This is a genomic window from Labrenzia sp. ATLA3, assembly GCF_057180185.1.
In genome coordinates, this window is the sequence record NZ_JBXUKV010000002.1 from 546,822 (window position 1) to 562,849 (window position 16,028).

The 16,028-nt window shown below is 60.3% G+C and carries 16 protein-coding genes; 1 reads left to right on the top strand and 15 read right to left on the bottom strand.

The genetic code is table 11. The annotated features are described in order from the left end of the window. Nucleotides 1-17: 17 nt before the first annotated feature. The 14 genes from ftsH to ruvC form a co-directional block, all read right to left on the bottom strand. On the bottom strand, nucleotides 18-1,937 hold the full coding sequence (gene ftsH, locus AC2A6O_RS06990; RefSeq protein WP_148582923.1) for an ATP-dependent zinc metalloprotease FtsH: 1,920 nt from the start codon (nucleotides 1,935-1,937) through the stop codon (nucleotides 18-20). Between the two features lie 169 nt (nucleotides 1,938-2,106). Next, on the bottom strand, nucleotides 2,107-3,492 hold the full coding sequence (gene tilS, locus AC2A6O_RS06995) for a tRNA lysidine(34) synthetase TilS (protein ID WP_498926266.1): 1,386 nt from the start codon (nucleotides 3,490-3,492) through the stop codon (nucleotides 2,107-2,109). Beyond that, nucleotides 3,464-4,411, bottom strand: a complete 948-nt coding sequence (gene ybgF, locus AC2A6O_RS07000) for a tol-pal system protein YbgF (RefSeq protein WP_498926267.1) — start codon at nucleotides 4,409-4,411, stop codon at nucleotides 3,464-3,466. Before ybgF ends, tilS begins: the two co-directional genes overlap by 29 nt. Before the next feature lie 244 nt (nucleotides 4,412-4,655). Further along, entirely contained in the window at nucleotides 4,656-5,141 is a 486-nt protein-coding gene (gene pal, locus AC2A6O_RS07005; protein WP_148582926.1) for a peptidoglycan-associated lipoprotein Pal, read from the bottom strand. 151 nt (nucleotides 5,142-5,292) lie between these two features. Next, nucleotides 5,293-6,642 (bottom strand): Tol-Pal system beta propeller repeat protein TolB, encoded by a 1,350-nt coding sequence (gene tolB, locus AC2A6O_RS07010; protein ID WP_148582927.1) that lies wholly within the window; start codon nucleotides 6,640-6,642, stop codon nucleotides 5,293-5,295. Nucleotides 6,643-6,687: 45 nt separating this feature from the next. Further along, complete coding sequence (gene tolA, locus AC2A6O_RS07015) at nucleotides 6,688-7,665, bottom strand: cell envelope integrity protein TolA (RefSeq protein WP_498926268.1); 978 nt, start codon at nucleotides 7,663-7,665, stop codon at nucleotides 6,688-6,690. Nucleotides 7,666-7,671: 6 nt separating this feature from the next. Further along, nucleotides 7,672-8,124 carry a protein TolR gene (tolR, locus tag AC2A6O_RS07020; protein ID WP_148582929.1) on the bottom strand — a complete coding sequence of 151 codons (453 nt, stop codon included), beginning with the start codon at nucleotides 8,122-8,124 and terminating at the stop codon, nucleotides 7,672-7,674. Nucleotides 8,125-8,127: 3 nt separating this feature from the next. Beyond that, nucleotides 8,128-8,832, bottom strand: a complete 705-nt coding sequence (tolQ, locus tag AC2A6O_RS07025) for a protein TolQ (RefSeq protein ID WP_148582930.1) — start codon at nucleotides 8,830-8,832, stop codon at nucleotides 8,128-8,130. Nucleotides 8,833-9,108: 276 nt separating this feature from the next. Continuing rightward, nucleotides 9,109-9,576 carry a tol-pal system-associated acyl-CoA thioesterase gene (ybgC, locus tag AC2A6O_RS07030; protein WP_148582931.1) on the bottom strand — a complete coding sequence of 156 codons (468 nt, stop codon included), beginning with the start codon at nucleotides 9,574-9,576 and terminating at the stop codon, nucleotides 9,109-9,111. A gap of 79 nt (nucleotides 9,577-9,655) precedes the next feature. Then, a complete protein-coding gene (locus tag AC2A6O_RS07035) occupies nucleotides 9,656-11,710 on the bottom strand; it encodes a methyl-accepting chemotaxis protein (RefSeq protein WP_498926269.1) in 2,055 nt (684 codons plus the stop codon). Nucleotides 11,711-11,880: 170 nt separating this feature from the next. Continuing rightward, a complete protein-coding gene (ruvB, locus tag AC2A6O_RS07040; RefSeq protein WP_498926270.1) occupies nucleotides 11,881-12,921 on the bottom strand; it encodes a Holliday junction branch migration DNA helicase RuvB in 1,041 nt (346 codons plus the stop codon). Then, nucleotides 12,911-13,156, bottom strand: coding sequence for an endonuclease (locus AC2A6O_RS07045; protein WP_148582933.1), 246 nt, complete (start codon nucleotides 13,154-13,156; stop codon nucleotides 12,911-12,913). The genes ruvB and AC2A6O_RS07045 overlap by 11 nt, the downstream gene beginning before the upstream one ends. Further along, on the bottom strand, nucleotides 13,153-13,770 hold the full coding sequence (gene ruvA / locus AC2A6O_RS07050) for a Holliday junction branch migration protein RuvA (protein ID WP_148582934.1): 618 nt from the start codon (nucleotides 13,768-13,770) through the stop codon (nucleotides 13,153-13,155). The genes AC2A6O_RS07045 and ruvA overlap by 4 nt, the downstream gene beginning before the upstream one ends. Next, nucleotides 13,767-14,282 carry a crossover junction endodeoxyribonuclease RuvC gene (gene ruvC, locus AC2A6O_RS07055; RefSeq protein WP_148582935.1) on the bottom strand — a complete coding sequence of 172 codons (516 nt, stop codon included), beginning with the start codon at nucleotides 14,280-14,282 and terminating at the stop codon, nucleotides 13,767-13,769. Before ruvC ends, ruvA begins: the two co-directional genes overlap by 4 nt. 188 nt (nucleotides 14,283-14,470) lie before the next feature. On the opposite strand from ruvC, the gene AC2A6O_RS07060 reads away from it, so the two are divergent. Further along, nucleotides 14,471-15,232: a sulfite exporter TauE/SafE family protein gene (locus AC2A6O_RS07060; RefSeq protein ID WP_498926271.1), complete on the top strand. Its 762-nt coding sequence runs from the start codon at nucleotides 14,471-14,473 to the stop codon at nucleotides 15,230-15,232. Between the two features lie 218 nt (nucleotides 15,233-15,450). On the opposite strand, the gene AC2A6O_RS07065 is transcribed toward AC2A6O_RS07060, so the two are convergent. Next, entirely contained in the window at nucleotides 15,451-15,762 is a 312-nt protein-coding gene (locus AC2A6O_RS07065; RefSeq protein WP_498926272.1) for a MazG-like family protein, read from the bottom strand. Nucleotides 15,763-16,028: the final 266 nt, after the last annotated feature.

Here is a 16,028-nt window from a genome sequence, read left to right on the forward strand (position 1 = left end):
CTTTGGATCGGGATCGATCAGGACTGCGGCTGCGGCTCCATGCCACCGCTGGCCTCGTCGCCGCCACGCTTGGCACCGGCGGTCGGGACCGCGGACGACCGGCCAACCGGCTGGTCGTCATCCGTGTCACGCACCGGCGGCTTGCCGTCAAGCAGACCCTTGATCTCGTCACCGGACAAGGTTTCATATTCCAGAAGACCCTTGGCAATCGTGTGCAGCTGGTCTTCGTGGTCGCCCAGGATCTTCTTCGCGGTTTCATAGCCCTGATTGACAAAGGACTTGATTTCCGCATCGACGATCTTCTGGGTTTCGTCGGAAACGTGCTGGTTCTTTGCCACGGAATGCCCCAGGAACACTTCTTCCTGGTTCTCGCCGTAAAGCAGCGGACCGAGCTTGTCGGACATGCCGAACTGGGTCGCCATCGCACGAGACAGCTTGGTGGCCATCTGAATGTCGCCGGATGCACCCGAAGTGACCTTTTCGTAACCGAAGATCATTTCCTCGGCAACGCGGCCACCCATGGCCACGGCAAGGTCTGCCTTGCACTTGGCGCGGGTGAGCGACACCTGGTCCTTTTCCGGTAGACGCATGACCATGCCGAGCGCACGTCCGCGCGGAATGATGGTCGCCTTGTGGATCGGATCGGAAGCTTCCTGATGGAGAGCCACCAGCGCGTGACCGGCTTCGTGATAGGCGGTCAGCTTCTTTTCTTCCTCGGTCATCACCAGTGTGCGGCGCTCCGCACCCATCATGACCTTGTCCTTGGCGTCCTCGAATTCGGCCATGGTCACCAACCGCTTGGAGCGGCGGGCAGCCAGAAGCGCGGCTTCGTTGACGAGGTTCATCAGATCCGCACCGGAGAAGCCCGGGGTACCGCGTGCCAGCGTCTTGACGTCGACATCCGGTGCCAGCGGAACCTTGCGCATGTGCACTTTCAGGATCTTTTCGCGACCGGTGATGTCCGGGTTCGGCACCACGATCTGACGGTCGAAGCGGCCCGGGCGCAGCAGCGCCGGGTCGAGAACGTCCGGCCGGTTGGTCGCGGCGATGATGATGATGCCTTCATTCGGCTCAAAACCGTCCATCTCGACCAGCAACTGGTTGAGCGTTTGTTCGCGCTCGTCGTTACCGCCGCCGAGACCGGCGCCACGATGACGGCCAACCGCATCGATTTCGTCGATGAAGATGATGCACGGTGCATTCTTCTTGGCCTGCTCGAACATGTCGCGAACGCGGGACGCACCCACACCGACGAACATTTCCACAAAGTCCGAACCGGAAATGGTGAAGAACGGCACATTGGCTTCGCCGGCAACCGCACGCGCGGTCAGCGTCTTACCGGTACCCGGAGGGCCGACAAGCAGAACGCCGCGCGGGATACGGCCACCAAGACGCTGGAACTTCTGCGGGTCGCGCAGGAATTCAACGATTTCCTGAAGGTCTTCCTTGGCTTCGTCGATGCCGGCAACGTCTTCAAAGGTTACCCGGCCATGTGCCTCGGTCAGCAGCTTCGCCTTGGACTTGCCAAAGCCCATGGCCTTGCCGCCGGATCCTTGCATCTGGCGCATGACGAAAATCCAGATACCGAGAATGATCAGCATCGGCAGCCAGGAGAACAAGGCGCTCAGCAGCGGAGAGCTTTCCGCAGGCGGGCGGGCATTGATCAGCACGCCCTTGCTGCGCAGCTCATCAACATATTGCGCGCCATCAGGAGCGTAGGTCTGGAAGGCGCTGCCGCTGCTATAGGTGCCGGTAATCTTCTGTTCCTGAATGACGACCGATCGGATCTCGCCATTGTCGACCTGCTTCATAAAGTCCGAATAAGCAATGTCATTCGTCGCGCCATGCTGCGCGGGACTTTGAAATAGCTGGAACAATGCGATCAAAAGCAGGGCGATGATCACCCACAGAGCGAAGTTGCGAAAATGTGCGTTCATTTCGTTTCCTTAACCGCCCAACGCGACTAACTGCACGCGGTTACGTTTCTTTAGAGCGAAGATAGGTCGCCCAAAGCCCGCTGCCAAGGCGGTGCGCCATAGTTGCGCATCTGCGCTGACTATTTTCTTAAGAATGGACCTCTAACAGAAGTTCCAGATGGGGAAAACCTCAGATTTCCTCGTCTGCGCCCCCATTGTCCATAAAGTTATCCGTCAATTTACCTTGGATCGGCATTCGCTCCAATTCCAAATCAGCGCTGCTGCAGGAATTGCCAATGGTCAAAACGGCCGTTGCGGAAGCTGGCATCAGGATCTCCCCTGCCCGCCACAGGACCGGCGCACAGTCGAACGCGGCTTTCGGCCAGCCCTTCGGCCAGTCGATGTCCCGGCTGGACACTGGTGCGCTCATCAGTGGTCCCAGGCAAAGCGGCGCATCGCCCTCATCGGTCGCACGGTTGGGTGCCCGGAAAAGGTAACGGCCATCCCATGTCCCGGCCCCTGCAATGCCTGTGAGAATACCCGGAGGCGCCCGCCCGGCCTCTTTCCAGGCCCTGATCGCGTCTGCATCTGCGTCGAATACCGAGCCTTCAAGCGTCTGACGGTTCTGCTCGCCGGAGATCAGCACCCGGTCCAGGGCCTCAAGCTTGGCAAGCCTTGGACGGGTTACCTTCCCGGACACGCGTGCCATCATATGAACGAGCAGCCGGAGCCGAAATTCTTCGGCGAGATCCCTGTAGGCCTGTCTCTCCAGACGGACCGGACCGGCCGGATGCTCGGTGACCAGCCGCGCTGCCAGATCTTCCACCGTCGACTCAAGGGCTTTCCGTGCCCGGCGGACGTTGGCAGCGGTCTGCGCCAGGCGCTCCGCACTCAACCCTTCCTCGGCCAGCAGCGACAAGATGGCGCGGAGCCGGCTGCGCTTGTATTTGGGGTTCTGGTTCGAGGGATCCGTACACCAGGTTCGCCCGCGTCGTTCGAGAGCGGCTTTGAGATCAGACTTCGAAACACTGAGCAGCGGTCGCAGCAGGCGCAGGCCTTCCGGCCCGTTGCCCTCGTCGGCCGCCATGCCGCTCAAACCGGCAACGCCGCTGCCCCGGGTCAACCGGTCGAGAAAGGTTTCCGCCTGATCGTCCAGATGATGGCCAAGGACAAGCGCTTCCGCACCGGTGCCGCGCATGTGGTCAGCCATCAGCCGATAGCGGGCAAGGCGCGCTTCTTCCTGAAGATTTGTGGACGGTTTGCTGCCTGACCAACGCAGCACCGTGCAGTCAAACCCGCATGCGCGCGCAGTTTCAGCAACAAATTCTGCCTCCTGGCCGCTTTCGGGCCGGAGCTGATGGTCGACACACAACACTTCGGCGGCCCCCTGCCAGCCGGTGCGTTTGCGCCACTCATCGAACAGAACGAGAAGACAGAGGGAATCCGGGCCTCCGGACACGCCCAGGGCCAGATTTGAAAAAGACTTTAGTGGAAAAAAAAGAGTATCGACGCGATTGGCCGGGAGCCTTTCGGGCTCAACCGGCCTGTCAGGAGCACTGGGCACGACGGCGTTCATCCCGCGCCTGGGACAAAACGGCTGGAGCAGCGTTCGGATATTTGCTCAGGAGTTCGGAAAAGGTTGCACAGGCAGCATCGCCTTCGCCAAGACCCCGCAGAGAAACGCCCAGCTTGAGCAGGCTGTCCGGGCTTTTGGCGTTGCCGGGATGGTCGGTATAGGTTTTCAGGAAGGCATCGGCTGCCTCACGGTAGTTCTGCTGCGCCAGCAGGCTTTCACCCAGCCAGTATTGGGCATCTGCGGCCTGCGCATCATCCGGATAGGTTTCCAGAAAGTTGCGGAAGCCGCGTTCGGCGGCGGCATAATCGCCATTGACCGCGAAGGAATAGGCCTGATTGTAGTCGGAACTGGGATCTCCACTGCCGATGACATTGGCAATCTGGTCGTCATCGGTGGCAAGACCGGGATCAGGCGCGATGTCCTGACCGGTGCCCGGCAGGTTTTCAAGACCGTTGGCAAGCCGGGAAAGATCGATGGGACCATCGCTCGGCAAGCCACTCTCGTAGCCGCCGGACTGATCCCAGCTGCCGTCTCCCGAGCCGTCCGCAGGAAGGGTCGCAAAGCCGCCCCCCGGTGCAATCAGGCTGCCAGATTGCGGAATACCGTCCGGGCTTAAGCCCGGAGCGGTTGATCCTGGAGCGGCGTCGGAACGTTTGCCCGGCGTGCCGCCTTCCAATTGCTGGAAGCGGTATTCATTGTCTTCCTGCATGCGGCGCATCTGATCCTGCATTTCCCGCATCTGGTAGGACAACTGTTCGATCTGGCCGGTCAAAACCCGGATCCGTTCCTCAAGCTGGCCGATGCGCACGCTGGAATCATCGTTCTTGCGTCCGAACAGCTGGGCTTGCGACGGTGTGGCAGCGGCGAAGGTGATGACCAACGCCATGATGAGACCTGCCAGTCCCTTTAGTTTCAGCATTCGCTCCTCCGGTTGGATGTGCTGTAACAGTGTCTGGCCGTGGTCCGACAAACGCCAATACTCAAGCAGATCCACGCACATGATGTCTTACCATGCCCGGCTCCTTACTCAAGTGCACAGAGCGCTTCGACTTCGGCCAAATTTTGACGTTTCCTCCTGAAATTGAAGTGATTTTGCCAATTCGGGCAGGGCCAACGAAAAAGGCCGGGCAACTTGCCCGGCCTTTTGTTCGACATTTCCGCGATCAGTTGGTCGCGTTGTTCAGCACGGTCACCGCGCGGCGGTTCTGCGACCAGCAACTGTTGTCGTTACAGACAGCCACAGGCCGTTCCTTGCCGTAGGAAATCGTCTTGATACGCGAGGCGTTCACGCCCTGCGCAACCAGATAGTCCCGCGCGGCCTGGGCGCGACGAGCCCCCAGCGCGATGTTATACTGGCGCGTGCCGCGCTCATCCGCATGTCCCTCGACCGTGATCGTGTACTGGGAATAGCGTTTCAGCCACTTGGCCTGATTGGCAAGAGTTGCCTGACCCTGCGCATTCAGCACCGACTGGTCTTCCTCGAAGAACACGCGGTCACCCACGTTCACGACGAAATCCTGACCCGTGCCGGGCTTCACATTGCTCGACAGCCCGTCCGGTTTGGTCTGGGCACATGCTGCTGCGAACAGAACCGCGAAACAGACTGCAATCCAGCGTGCGCTTCGTCCGGCGTTTAAACTCATGAACATTCCTGTCTCCTACACCCCAGCCCGCCAACCTGACACTTCATCCGTCCGGTTCTTGGTAAACGCTTTCTAGCCAAAACTGGTAAAAAACGCCTTTTCAAACATGGTTAGCGAAATCTTAACACGACCTGCCCTTGCAGGCCGAATGACTACGTCAGTCGATCAACGGCGACCAGGAGGGGTCCGACGCAAAGGCCGGGGTCTCCACCCGCTGTTCGTTGTATCCGGTCAGATCCACGGTCCAGACCTGCGGTCCGCCGTTGGCACCCGGCGTATCGCGGAAGAACACCAGAACACGGCCATTCGGTGACCAGGCCGGGCCCTCGTTGTGATAGCCCTCGGTCAGGATGCGCTCGCCCTTGCCGTCCGGCCGCATGACCCCGATCATGAAGCGGCCCTGATGCTGCTTGGTGAAGGCGATCAGGTCTCCGCGCGGTGACCACACCGGCGTGGAATACCGGCCGGGGCCGAAGGAAATACGCTGTGCTCCACCGCCACTGGCACTCATCACATAAAGTTGTTGCGTGCCGCCGCGGTCGGATTCGAACACGATCTGGCGTCCGTCCGGCGAGAACGACGGGCTTGTATCGATTGCCGCATCGTTGGTCAGCCGGGTCGTCTGGCGCGAGCGCAGGTCCATCTTGAAGATGTTGGCATTGCCGCCCTGCTGCAGGCTCATCACCACGCTCTGGCCATCGGGCGAGAAACGCGGAGCAAAGGTCATGCCCGGGAAGTTGCCGACGATTTCGCGCTGCCCCGTCTCGATGTTGAGCAGATAGACGCTCGGGTCCGCTCCACCGTAGGACATGTAGGTGATTTCCTGGCTTGTCGGCGAGAACCTGGGCGTCAGCACCAGATCGTCACCCCGTGTCAGGTAGCGCACATTCGCCCCGTCCTGGTCCATGATCGCCAGGCGTTTGACGCGTTTGTCCTTCGGCCCCGTCTCGTCGACGAAGACGATGCGGGTGTCGAAGTAGCCCTTCTCGCCGGTCAGGCGTTCATAGATCGCATCGGCGATGATATGCGCCAGCCGCCGCCAGTTGTCCGGCGTTGTGTAGAATTGCTGGCCAAGCATCTGCTCTGAGGCAAATACGTCCCACAGACGGAATTCCGCCCTGAGGCGCCCGTCTGGCTGCTTGATCACCGTACCGGTGACGAGCGCCTGGGCACTGATCTGGCGCCAGTCGCCGAAGCGCGGCGTCGAATTCACGCTCATGTTCTTCTGGATGAAGCTTGCCGGATCCAGCGGCCGGAACAGGCCGGACCGCTTCAGATCGGCCGCAATGACGTTGGTCATGTCGGCGGCCAGCTTGCCGTCGCCGCCCTCGGCGGAGAACGACGGCAGCGCAATCGGCAACGGTTCGATATTGCCCTGTGTAATATCGATTTCGACAAGCGCGGACGCCGGCAGCGGCGCAATCACGACAAAAGAAGCGAGAACAAATGCGAGTCCTCTGGCTTTCCGATTTGTAAAAACCGAAAGTTTTTTCAGTATTCCGCGCATGAGCACAACAGCTCCCTTATGGACTTTTGAACTGGCCGGGCCAGTCTATCCCCCGAGCATCTCTCTGGGATCGAAATTGATGATGACTTCCTGCCAAGCTTCATACTTGGAAATTGGCAGATTATATGGCTGGCAGCGCATGATCGCACGAACGGCACTGCTGGAGGCTGCGCCAAAGGCCGGGTTGCCGCTGGAGTTGATGACTTCCGGCTGGCCCGAAACCTGACCATTCTGGGACAGGTTGAAGCGGACACGGACCTTCAGATCTTCCGCGCCGACGGCTCCCACCGGCGGATTCCAGCATTGCGCCACCATACCGCGCAGCGCATCCAGTTCTGACTGGCTCATGCGCACGTCCTGCTGCCCTCTCCTGGAGCCGAGGGACGCCTCATTCTGGCTGGTCTGACCAGTCTGTTTGGCGGGCTCAACCTTGTTCAGAAGCGCGGCGATATCCGTGCTGTTGAAATCTTCCTTCGGCGGCTCGGGCGCGTTTTTCGGCGGTGTCGGCTTGGAGCGCGGCGAAACCTTGGTCACGATTGGCTGCGGCGCTGGCGCGGCCTCTTGCTGCTGCGGCACAGGTTCCGGTGCGGGAGCGGTATCCGGTGTAGGCGCAGGCTCGACCACCGGGGCCGGTTCGGGCGCTGGCGCAGGGGTCGGTTCGGGCGCAGGTACAGGGGCTGGCTCCGGATCCGACACGGGCTGCGGTTCCGGCGCCGGAGCAGGCGTCGGCGACGGGGAAGGTGTCGGCGGTGTCGGCTGTTCCACCCTGCTTTCACCGGGCTTTTCGATGGGTTCCGGCGGTTCCTCGGCAGGGGTCTCGCTCGGGGTTACCGCAGCCACATCCCGGACCTCTGCCGTTTTCTCGCCGACCCGAAGCCTGGTGATGTCCTCGATGGGAACCAGTTCGACAGGCAGCGACTCCACCTGAGGAACGGCAAAGCTCTCCGCGTCCGGAAAGGCGATCAAGCCCCAGAGCAGTAAAGCCGAGTGACCGGCCAGAGACGCGATGAGACCTGCGCGCATGACGCGTTACGAGTCCCGTTCTTCCAGAGTGACCAGACCGAGGCGTTTAAACCCGGCCGCGCTGATGCGACCCATCAGCTTCATCATTGTGCCGTAGTCGGCATCCTGATCGCCGCGTACGTAGATGCGTTCCTCATAGCCATTGGCGGCAATGGCTTCGAGCTTCGGTACGATCTCTTCGATGGTGATAGGGGTATCCTGAATGAAGATTTCACCGGCCGCGTTCACGGAGATGGTTATCGGCTCCGTGTCGCCTTCCAGGGCCTTGGCGCTGGTCTCCGGCAGATCGATCGGCACACCGACCGTCAGCAGCGGAGCGGCCACCATGAAGATGATCAGGAGCACTAGCATCACGTCGACCATCGGCGTGACGTTGATTTCGCTCATGGGGGCGTGGCGACGCCTGCGCCGTCCGCGCCGACTGCCTCCTGCCTGACCTGAACCGACCTGCATGGCCATGGATCAGCCCCTCTCGTCGATTTGACGGGACAGGATAGCGGAGAACTCGTCCGCAAAGCCTTCCATGCGCGAAACCGCCTTGCCGACATCTGCGGAGAACTTGTTGTAGGCGATAACCGCCGGAATGGCCGCCAGCAGACCAAGTGCCGTTGCAAACAGCGCCTCGGCAATACCGGGCGCAACGACGGCGAGGTTGGTGCTTTCGGACGCTGCAATGGCCTGGAAGGCAGTCATGATGCCCCAGACCGTTCCGAACAGGCCGATGAACGGCGCGGCGGATCCCACGGTCGCCAGGATCAGCAACCGGCTTTCCAGCCGTTCGGCTTCGCGCTGGATGGTGACATCCATCACCCTGTCGATACGCTGCTGCAGGCTGCCGATGGCAGGCCGAGCGCCCTCGTGACTGCGCTTCCACTCGCGCATGGCCGCCACGAACAGCGCCGCCATGGAGTGATTCACACGATTGTGAAGCGTATTATAGAGTTCTTCGAGCGACTGGCCGGACCAGAACACCGTTTCGAACCGGCTCATCTGGCGCCGTGTCCGGCCGACCAGCATGATCTTGTCGACGATGATCGCCCAGCACCAAACCGAAGCGCCCAGCAGACCGAGCATCACGATCTTGACGACGATATGCGCTTGCCAGAACAGCGCAAAAAACGAGATGCCGCTCTCTGGCGCCAATGTCGATTGGACAAGTGTTTCCATAAATTCAATGACCTCTTGGCCGTCTGACGCTGTCTTGCATTCAAGGTTTCGAAAACGACAGCGAGGAACCGGAATCAGCCGGCCGGCTCTTGTAACCTGCCGCCTCTCTGACGTTTGATTTTGTCAAAACTGGGACTTTTCCTATCAAAGGCAGCCCCTCTCTAAAGGAATCAATTAAGGTTACTGCAAGATTAACGCAGTAATATGTTTTGAAAGTATTTTACGTTGACCCGGCGCACTGCCGGTCCGGAAAGGGCCAGGTCAGCGCCAAGACGTTCAACCGCCAGTGTTTTCCGCAGGCACGAATTTCCGAAGTTTTTCCGCCAGGATTGGCGGCAGTCGGGCGGGACGGCCCTGCGAGGAGATGATCGCGACGGTCACGGCGGCTGAAACCAGAAGCTCGTCGCCCCGGAAAATAAGCTGATCGAGCCGCACCCGGGCACCCTTGTACTCCGTAAGGCGTGTTTGCACCTTCAGAATGTCATCAATCCGGGCCGGCTTCTGGAAGTCGAGCGTCATTGTCTTGACCGCGAAGGCCAGGGACGCGCCATGCGTTCCCTCCGCCATCTCGATATGGTGGATGCCGATGAGACGAAGAAAGTCCGATCGGGCACGCTCGAAAAAGCGCACATAAGCGCCGTGATAGACGATGCCGGAGAAATCCGTGTCCTCGTAATAGACCCGAATGGGAAGCACATGACCGCCATCTTCCAGGCGGCCGGCGAGATCCGGCCAATCCGACACGTTTTATCCTCACAAACTCAATGAAAAAGCCTCCCGGCCAGCCGGGAGGCTCTTGCGCGGCTCAAAGGTAAGCCCTGTCTTATGCAGCGGCAACCTCGGAGAGGAATTTCTCGACGGACCGGCGGATCTGTTCCGCCTGCTGTTTCATCTCGATGGTCGCGTTCAACATGTCACCGACCGCTTCGGAGTTTTCCGCAACCCCTTCGTTGAGCGATGCCACCGTGTCCGCCACGCTACGTGTGCCTTCTGCGGCCTCCGCAACGTTCCTGGAGATTTCGCCCGTGGCTGCGCCCTGCTGCTGCACGGCGTCCGAAATCGTGGTGGTATAGGAATTGACCTCCTCAACGGATTCCGACACCCGGGCAATCTCTTCCACCGCTTCCGTGGTCGATGCCTGGATAGCCGCGATCTGCGCCGAAATTTCTTCCGTTGCCTTGGCGGTCTGACCGGCAAGCGACTTCACTTCCGACGCAACAACGGCAAAGCCCTTTCCTGCATCACCCGCACGCGCGGCCTCGATGGTCGCGTTGAGCGCCAGAAGGTTGGTCTGCTCGGCAATCTCGGAAATCAGCGACACGACATCACCGATCTTGTTGGCCGCTTCCGCAAGCCCGGAGATCTTGGAATTGGAGCTCTGTGCCGCCGTCGTGGTCTGGGACACGATATGTGCCGTGGTTTCGACCTGACGGGAAATTTCAGAGATCGACGCGTTGAGCTCCTCCGTGGCGGACGCAACTGCCTGCACGTTGGAGGAGGCGTTGTCCGATGTCATCACGGCGGTCTTGCCCTGGTCGGATGCGGCAGCGGACCGCTCGCTGAGCGCGGAAGACACTTCCTCCACACGGGCAATGTTCGTTTCCACCAGTTCCAGAACAGCCTGGGATTCGGCCCGGAAGCCGGCAATGAGTGCGTCGATCGTTTTTTCGCGCTCTTCGCGGGCGATATGGCCAACCTTTTGTTCCGATGCCAGACGCTCGCGTTCGATCGAATTGTCCTTGAAAACCTCGATGCAGCGTGCCATGCGGCCGATTTCGTCCAGCCGTTCGGTCGCTTCGACGGCCACTTCCAGATCGCCGTCAGCAATCTGGCGGGCAGCGGCGGAGAGGCGTTCCATGGGGGCGAACATGCGCCGGGTCACCCACCAGATCAGACCGACGATCGGCACCAGGCAAAGGAACCCGGAAATGATCGCGCCATAGGTGATCCGGTCGGCCGCTGCTGAAAGTTCCGTCTGCTTGACGGCATCGATCACACCGAACGGCGATCCCACGAACATGTTGTTGGCTTGCGCAAAGCGGTAGTCGCCGTCGTCCAGGCGGATCAGTCGGTCATCAACCTTGATATCAGCAATCATGTGAACCGCACTGGCGCGGCCACGCTCGTCGAGTTGAACCAGTTTGCCGTCTGAATCGGCGAGAAAGATGCGCTCGCTTTCGCCAAGGCCAGTCTTCTCGTTCAACAGCCCGGCCAGATGCTCCATGCTGGTCGTGAAGGCAATCGCGCCGAAAAACCGGTCAAGGTAGAATACCGGAACGGCAAGAACTTCCGAGACGGTGCCGTCATCTGTGGTGATAAAGCCTGAGGAATAGATCTGCCCGGCTGCAAGCGTTTCGTTTTTCGATGCCTCGAACAGCTTGCCCATGGCGACCTGCACCGGAAGTCCCTGGATCTGCGGGTCTTCAACGTTGAGCGCGAATTCCGGCCCCTTGCGATAGGTGTAGGTGATAAACCCGTCCGGATTGGCCAGCGCCGCATCGGAGAACAGGCCCTGACTGACGAGCTCCTGATAGATCGGATGAATGGCCTGGTGATTCTTTACGTAGTAGTTGGTTTCTTCCGGCTCCACCAGAAGATGACGCTCGCCTTCCGGATACGGATTGTCTGTGACGAAAATCCTCCGGAGCGTTTCTTCCTGATCTTTCTTCAGGTTCTTCCACCCGACCATGGTTTTCATCAGGCTGTCCTTGGCGCCTTCCAGCGTCGAGAAGAACGCAGCACTGTCTCTCACCTGCCCTAGAGACAGTTCGATAACCTTCTGTTTTGCCCTGGTCGCACTTTGGAGACCGGCATCGGCCTGACCGTTTGCAACATCGCGCGAAATGGTCGATGTGACCGTGACAATTGCCACACACATGGTCAACGCGCCAGCCAAGAACATTAAAGCCAGTTTAGATGAAAGCCGCTTACGCATGTATCCCCCCAGGTGATTAACCTGAAGATACGACAGAAGTCGCAAATAAATGCTTAATCGCTATGCAGGGCCTGATATAAATGACGAGGCCGCATCTTATAAATACTACGTAACTATTCAGGATCGGAAAACAGACCCATTTGCGGCGCATCCGGTCTGGACGGCGCGGCAAGCCCAAGATGTTCGAACGCCATGGGTGTGAGGATACGGCCACGTGGTGTCCGTTGCAGGAATCCGTTCTGAATGAGGTACGGTTCGACGATTTCCTCAATCGCATCGCGAGGTTCTGAAAGCGCAGCTGCGATGGTCTCGATGCCGACTGGCCCGCCGCCGAAGTTGACGGCAATCTGACTGAGATACCGCCGGTCGAGACTGTCGAGCCCGGCACTATCGACTTCCAGCTGTAAAAGGGCCCTGTCAGCCAGTTCCCTGTCGACCCGGTCGACACCGGCCACAATGGCAAAATCCCTCACGCGCCGTAGCAGGCGCCCGGCAATGCGCGGCGTCCCGCGCGAGCGCTTGGCAATCTCGCGTGCGCCGTCTTCCACTATGCCGATGCCAAGGATGGACGCGCCGCGCTTGACGATATGTTCCAGCTCGGGGACAGTATAGAACTGCAACCGTACCGGAATGCCGAAACGGTCGCGCAGAGGGGTCGTCAGCAGGCCGAGCCGTGTGGTCGCCGCAACAAGAGTGAACTTCGCAAGGTCGATCTTGACCGAACGTGCCGCCGGTCCTTCGCCGATGATCAGGTCGAGCTGGAAATCCTCCATCGCCGGATAAAGCACTTCCTCGACCGCCGGATTGAGGCGGTGGATCTCATCGATGAAGAGCACATCGCGTTCTTCCAGATTGGTCAGAAGCGCGGCAAGGTCGCCCGCCTTGGCAATGACCGGTCCCGAAGTCGCCCGGAAATTGACACCAAGCTCACGCGCCATGATCTGGGCCAACGTCGTCTTGCCGAGGCCGGGGGGCCCGACGAACAACACATGGTCCAGCGCTTCTCCACGGGCCTTCGCCGCGCCGATGAACACCTTCAGATTGGCGCGCGCCTGGGCCTGACCGACAAAATCATCCAGCACCTGCGGGCGCATGGTTGAATCGATCTCGTCTCCCCGGATTTCCGGCGTCACAATGCGAGTGTCATCCGACATGGCTTACGACCACAAACAGCAACACCAGAAGAGCCAGCGAATAGGCCACCCGGAGCGCGTAGAACTTCTTGTACTGGCGCAGGACAAACGGATCGTCCGACTCCACACGGCGTCCGTTGACAGTAAACGGACGATCTCCCACCGAGGCACTGAAGCGGTGATCGAGATACATGATACCGCCAATCGCGAGAACCACGAACACAACGGCAATGATGCCATAGGTCACGACGATCATCCCGCCAATTCCTTCAAGCCAAGGCGGATCAGCGTTTCGGTTGTGGCGTCCTCACCTGCGGACTGCATCGCCCTGGCCACTGCCCCGCTTGCCTGCGCCTGCGCATAGCCCAGATTGGTCAGCGCTGAAACCGCCTCTGCCACCGGTCGCGAAGCCACGTTGTCCGCAACGGTCTGGGACACGGCGATGGTGCCCTGGTCCACCGTGGCAAGGCTGGGCGCCTTGTCCTTGAGTTCTGAAATGATGCGTTCGGCGACGCGCTTGCCAACACCGGGCGCCCGTGAGATCACCGCCTTGTCGCCAAGGGCAATCGCGTTGGCAACTTCACTTGCCTTCAGGATGCCCAGAATGCCGAGCGCCACCTTGGCACCGACACCTTGCACCGTCATCAGGATGCGAAACCATTCGCGCTCGGCCTCGACACCGAAACCATAGAGCCGGATCATGTCCTCGCGAACGATCGTCTCGATAAAAAGAACAGCCGCCTCGCCTGCCCGTGGCAGGCTCTGGAGGATGCGCGAGGGGCAATGGACCTGATAGCCCACTCCGTGGACGTCCAGGATCACGTGATCCTCGCCGTAGCTGTCGATTGTGCCCTTCAGCTTACCGATCATATCGCCCCCATGGCGGCAAGCCGCGCTGTGCTGTTGGACCGGTGCTGTGCGTGGCAGATGGCAATTGCCAGTGCATCGGCAGCGTCGTCCGTATTGAAGGTGGCCCGCGGCATCAGAATCTTGACCATGGCCCGGATCTGGTCCTTTTCCGCGTGACCGGTGCCGACCACCGTCTTCTTGACCAGGTTCGGCGCATATTCGGCGACTGGAAGCCCGGCAAGCGACGGCACCAGCAGCGCGATCCCGCGCGCCTGCCCCAGCTTCAGCGTGGCCCCAGCGTCCTTGTTGACGAACGTATGCTCGACCGCCGCTTCCGCCGGTTCGTGCTGGCGCACGACGTCGCTGAGCCCGTCATGCAGCTCCACCAGGCGCTCGGCCAGGCTCTTCTTGTTGTCGGAGGTCACCGTGCCGGAAGCTATGAAGGACAGGCGATTTCCCGTCGCCTCGATCATGCCCCAGCCGGTACGCCGCAGCCCCGGGTCGATGCCCAGCAAACGAATCGCGTGTATCATGGAACAAATCGGTAACAAAACTTCCCCGTTGACGCCAGCCAAAGCGCGGCTTACCACCGCAATGCCTGTCAAAAACACCTTTGAACGCGTGTTATCAGGCCTTGCCGCGCGCGGCAGGCCCCTCCCCGCACAGAACCACCATCTGCCGGGCCTCAACGTTTCCGATCCCGTCCGACCAGCGAGACCCCATGGCCAACATCTTCAATTCCTTTCCGCCCGGCCTTCTGGCGTTTCTCGCTGCCGTCCTGTTCGTGGCCGGCTGCGTGCGCGGATTTGCCGGGTTTGGCGCTGGAATGATCTTCATGCCGGTGGCTGCCAGCGTCATGCTGCCGTCGACCGCAGCCGCCACCTTTCTGTTCATCGACGGCATCGTCGCTCTGCCGCTGGTGGTTCGGGCGCTGAGACTGTGCAACTGGGCGACGGTGCTTCCCGCGGTTATTGGCGCGGTGGTTTTCGTGCAGGTCGGCGCGTGGCTGCTGGCCAATGCGGACGTCCTGGTTCTGCGCTGGACGATCTTTGCAATCGTCACGGGCCTGCTGCTGCTGCTGGTCTCCGGCTGGCGCTATGAACGCAAGCCATCCAGACCGGTGTCCTTAGGTGTCGGTGCGATTGCCGGTGTGCTCGGCGGCATCTCGCAGGTCTCCGGCCCACCGGTCGTTGCCTTCTGGCTGTCGAGCGCCAAGGAACCGGCCATCGTGCGCGCCAACCTGATCGTCTTCTTCGCGCTGGCAAGCGTCGGCACCTTCATTGCCTATATCTTCAATGGCTTCTTTACGCTGGAAGTGTTCCAGCTCCTGGTGATGGCGATCCCTGTTTATGCCCTTGCCATCTACCTGGGGTCCAACGGCTTCAAGCGCGCCAACCCCTCCCTCTACCGCAAGCTGGCCTACGGCCTGATCGCCCTCGCGGCCCTTTCAAGCATGCCCCTGCTCGACCCGCTGTTCCGCTAGACGGTCCCGCCGTTGAAGCGTTTCCGCACCCCAGACAGCCTCATCCTGAGGAGCCGCACAGCGGCGTCTCGAAGGATGGGCCCCTTGCTCCGGTGTATGCAGCCCATCCTTCGAGACAGCGCTTCGCGCTTCCTCAGGATGAGGTCGAAAATGACTAAGCCCGTCCTGTTACAGGTCATGAAGTTGGTAAAAACAGTCAGCAAATCTCAACGCAAGCCCTATTCGCCCAGCGTCTTTTCCTGAAGCTTCTCCTGCCATTTGGCGCATTTTGCCGCCATCAGCCGGTTGAGCTCAGCCTCGAACTCTTCCTTGCTCGCAGATGCCTGAGCCAGAACACTGAGGGCAACAATGGCAGCATCGGCGGCCTCCTCACGCACGTCCGCCAATGTCTGCTTCTTGTATTCGCTGCCTGGCGCCTTCGTCGCCGAAAGCACCGCCTGCGCCAGCTCGCCGGCCTCTTCCGCCAACTTCAGCGCCCGCTCCTGCAAGGTTTTCGGGTCCTTCTGCGTCAGGTTGAAGATGTCGAACATCTGATCAGTTTCCTTTGCTCCACGATCGCCTGAGCCCTCCCTTCCCCACACCCCACGAGGGGGACAGAGGCCAGGCCCCAGGCGCGGAAACGCCTATTCAGCTTATGCAGCAGACGGCAGCCTGCCAAATCGGTAAGGCGGCATTCCCCTCCCCGTTGTGGGGAGCCGTTAGGGGGAGGTACAGTTGGCACGGACCTGGCGAATGCCTTCCTGTTCTCCAAAAGAAAAACCCCGGCAAGACCGGGGTTTTCGAAATCCATCTCCTG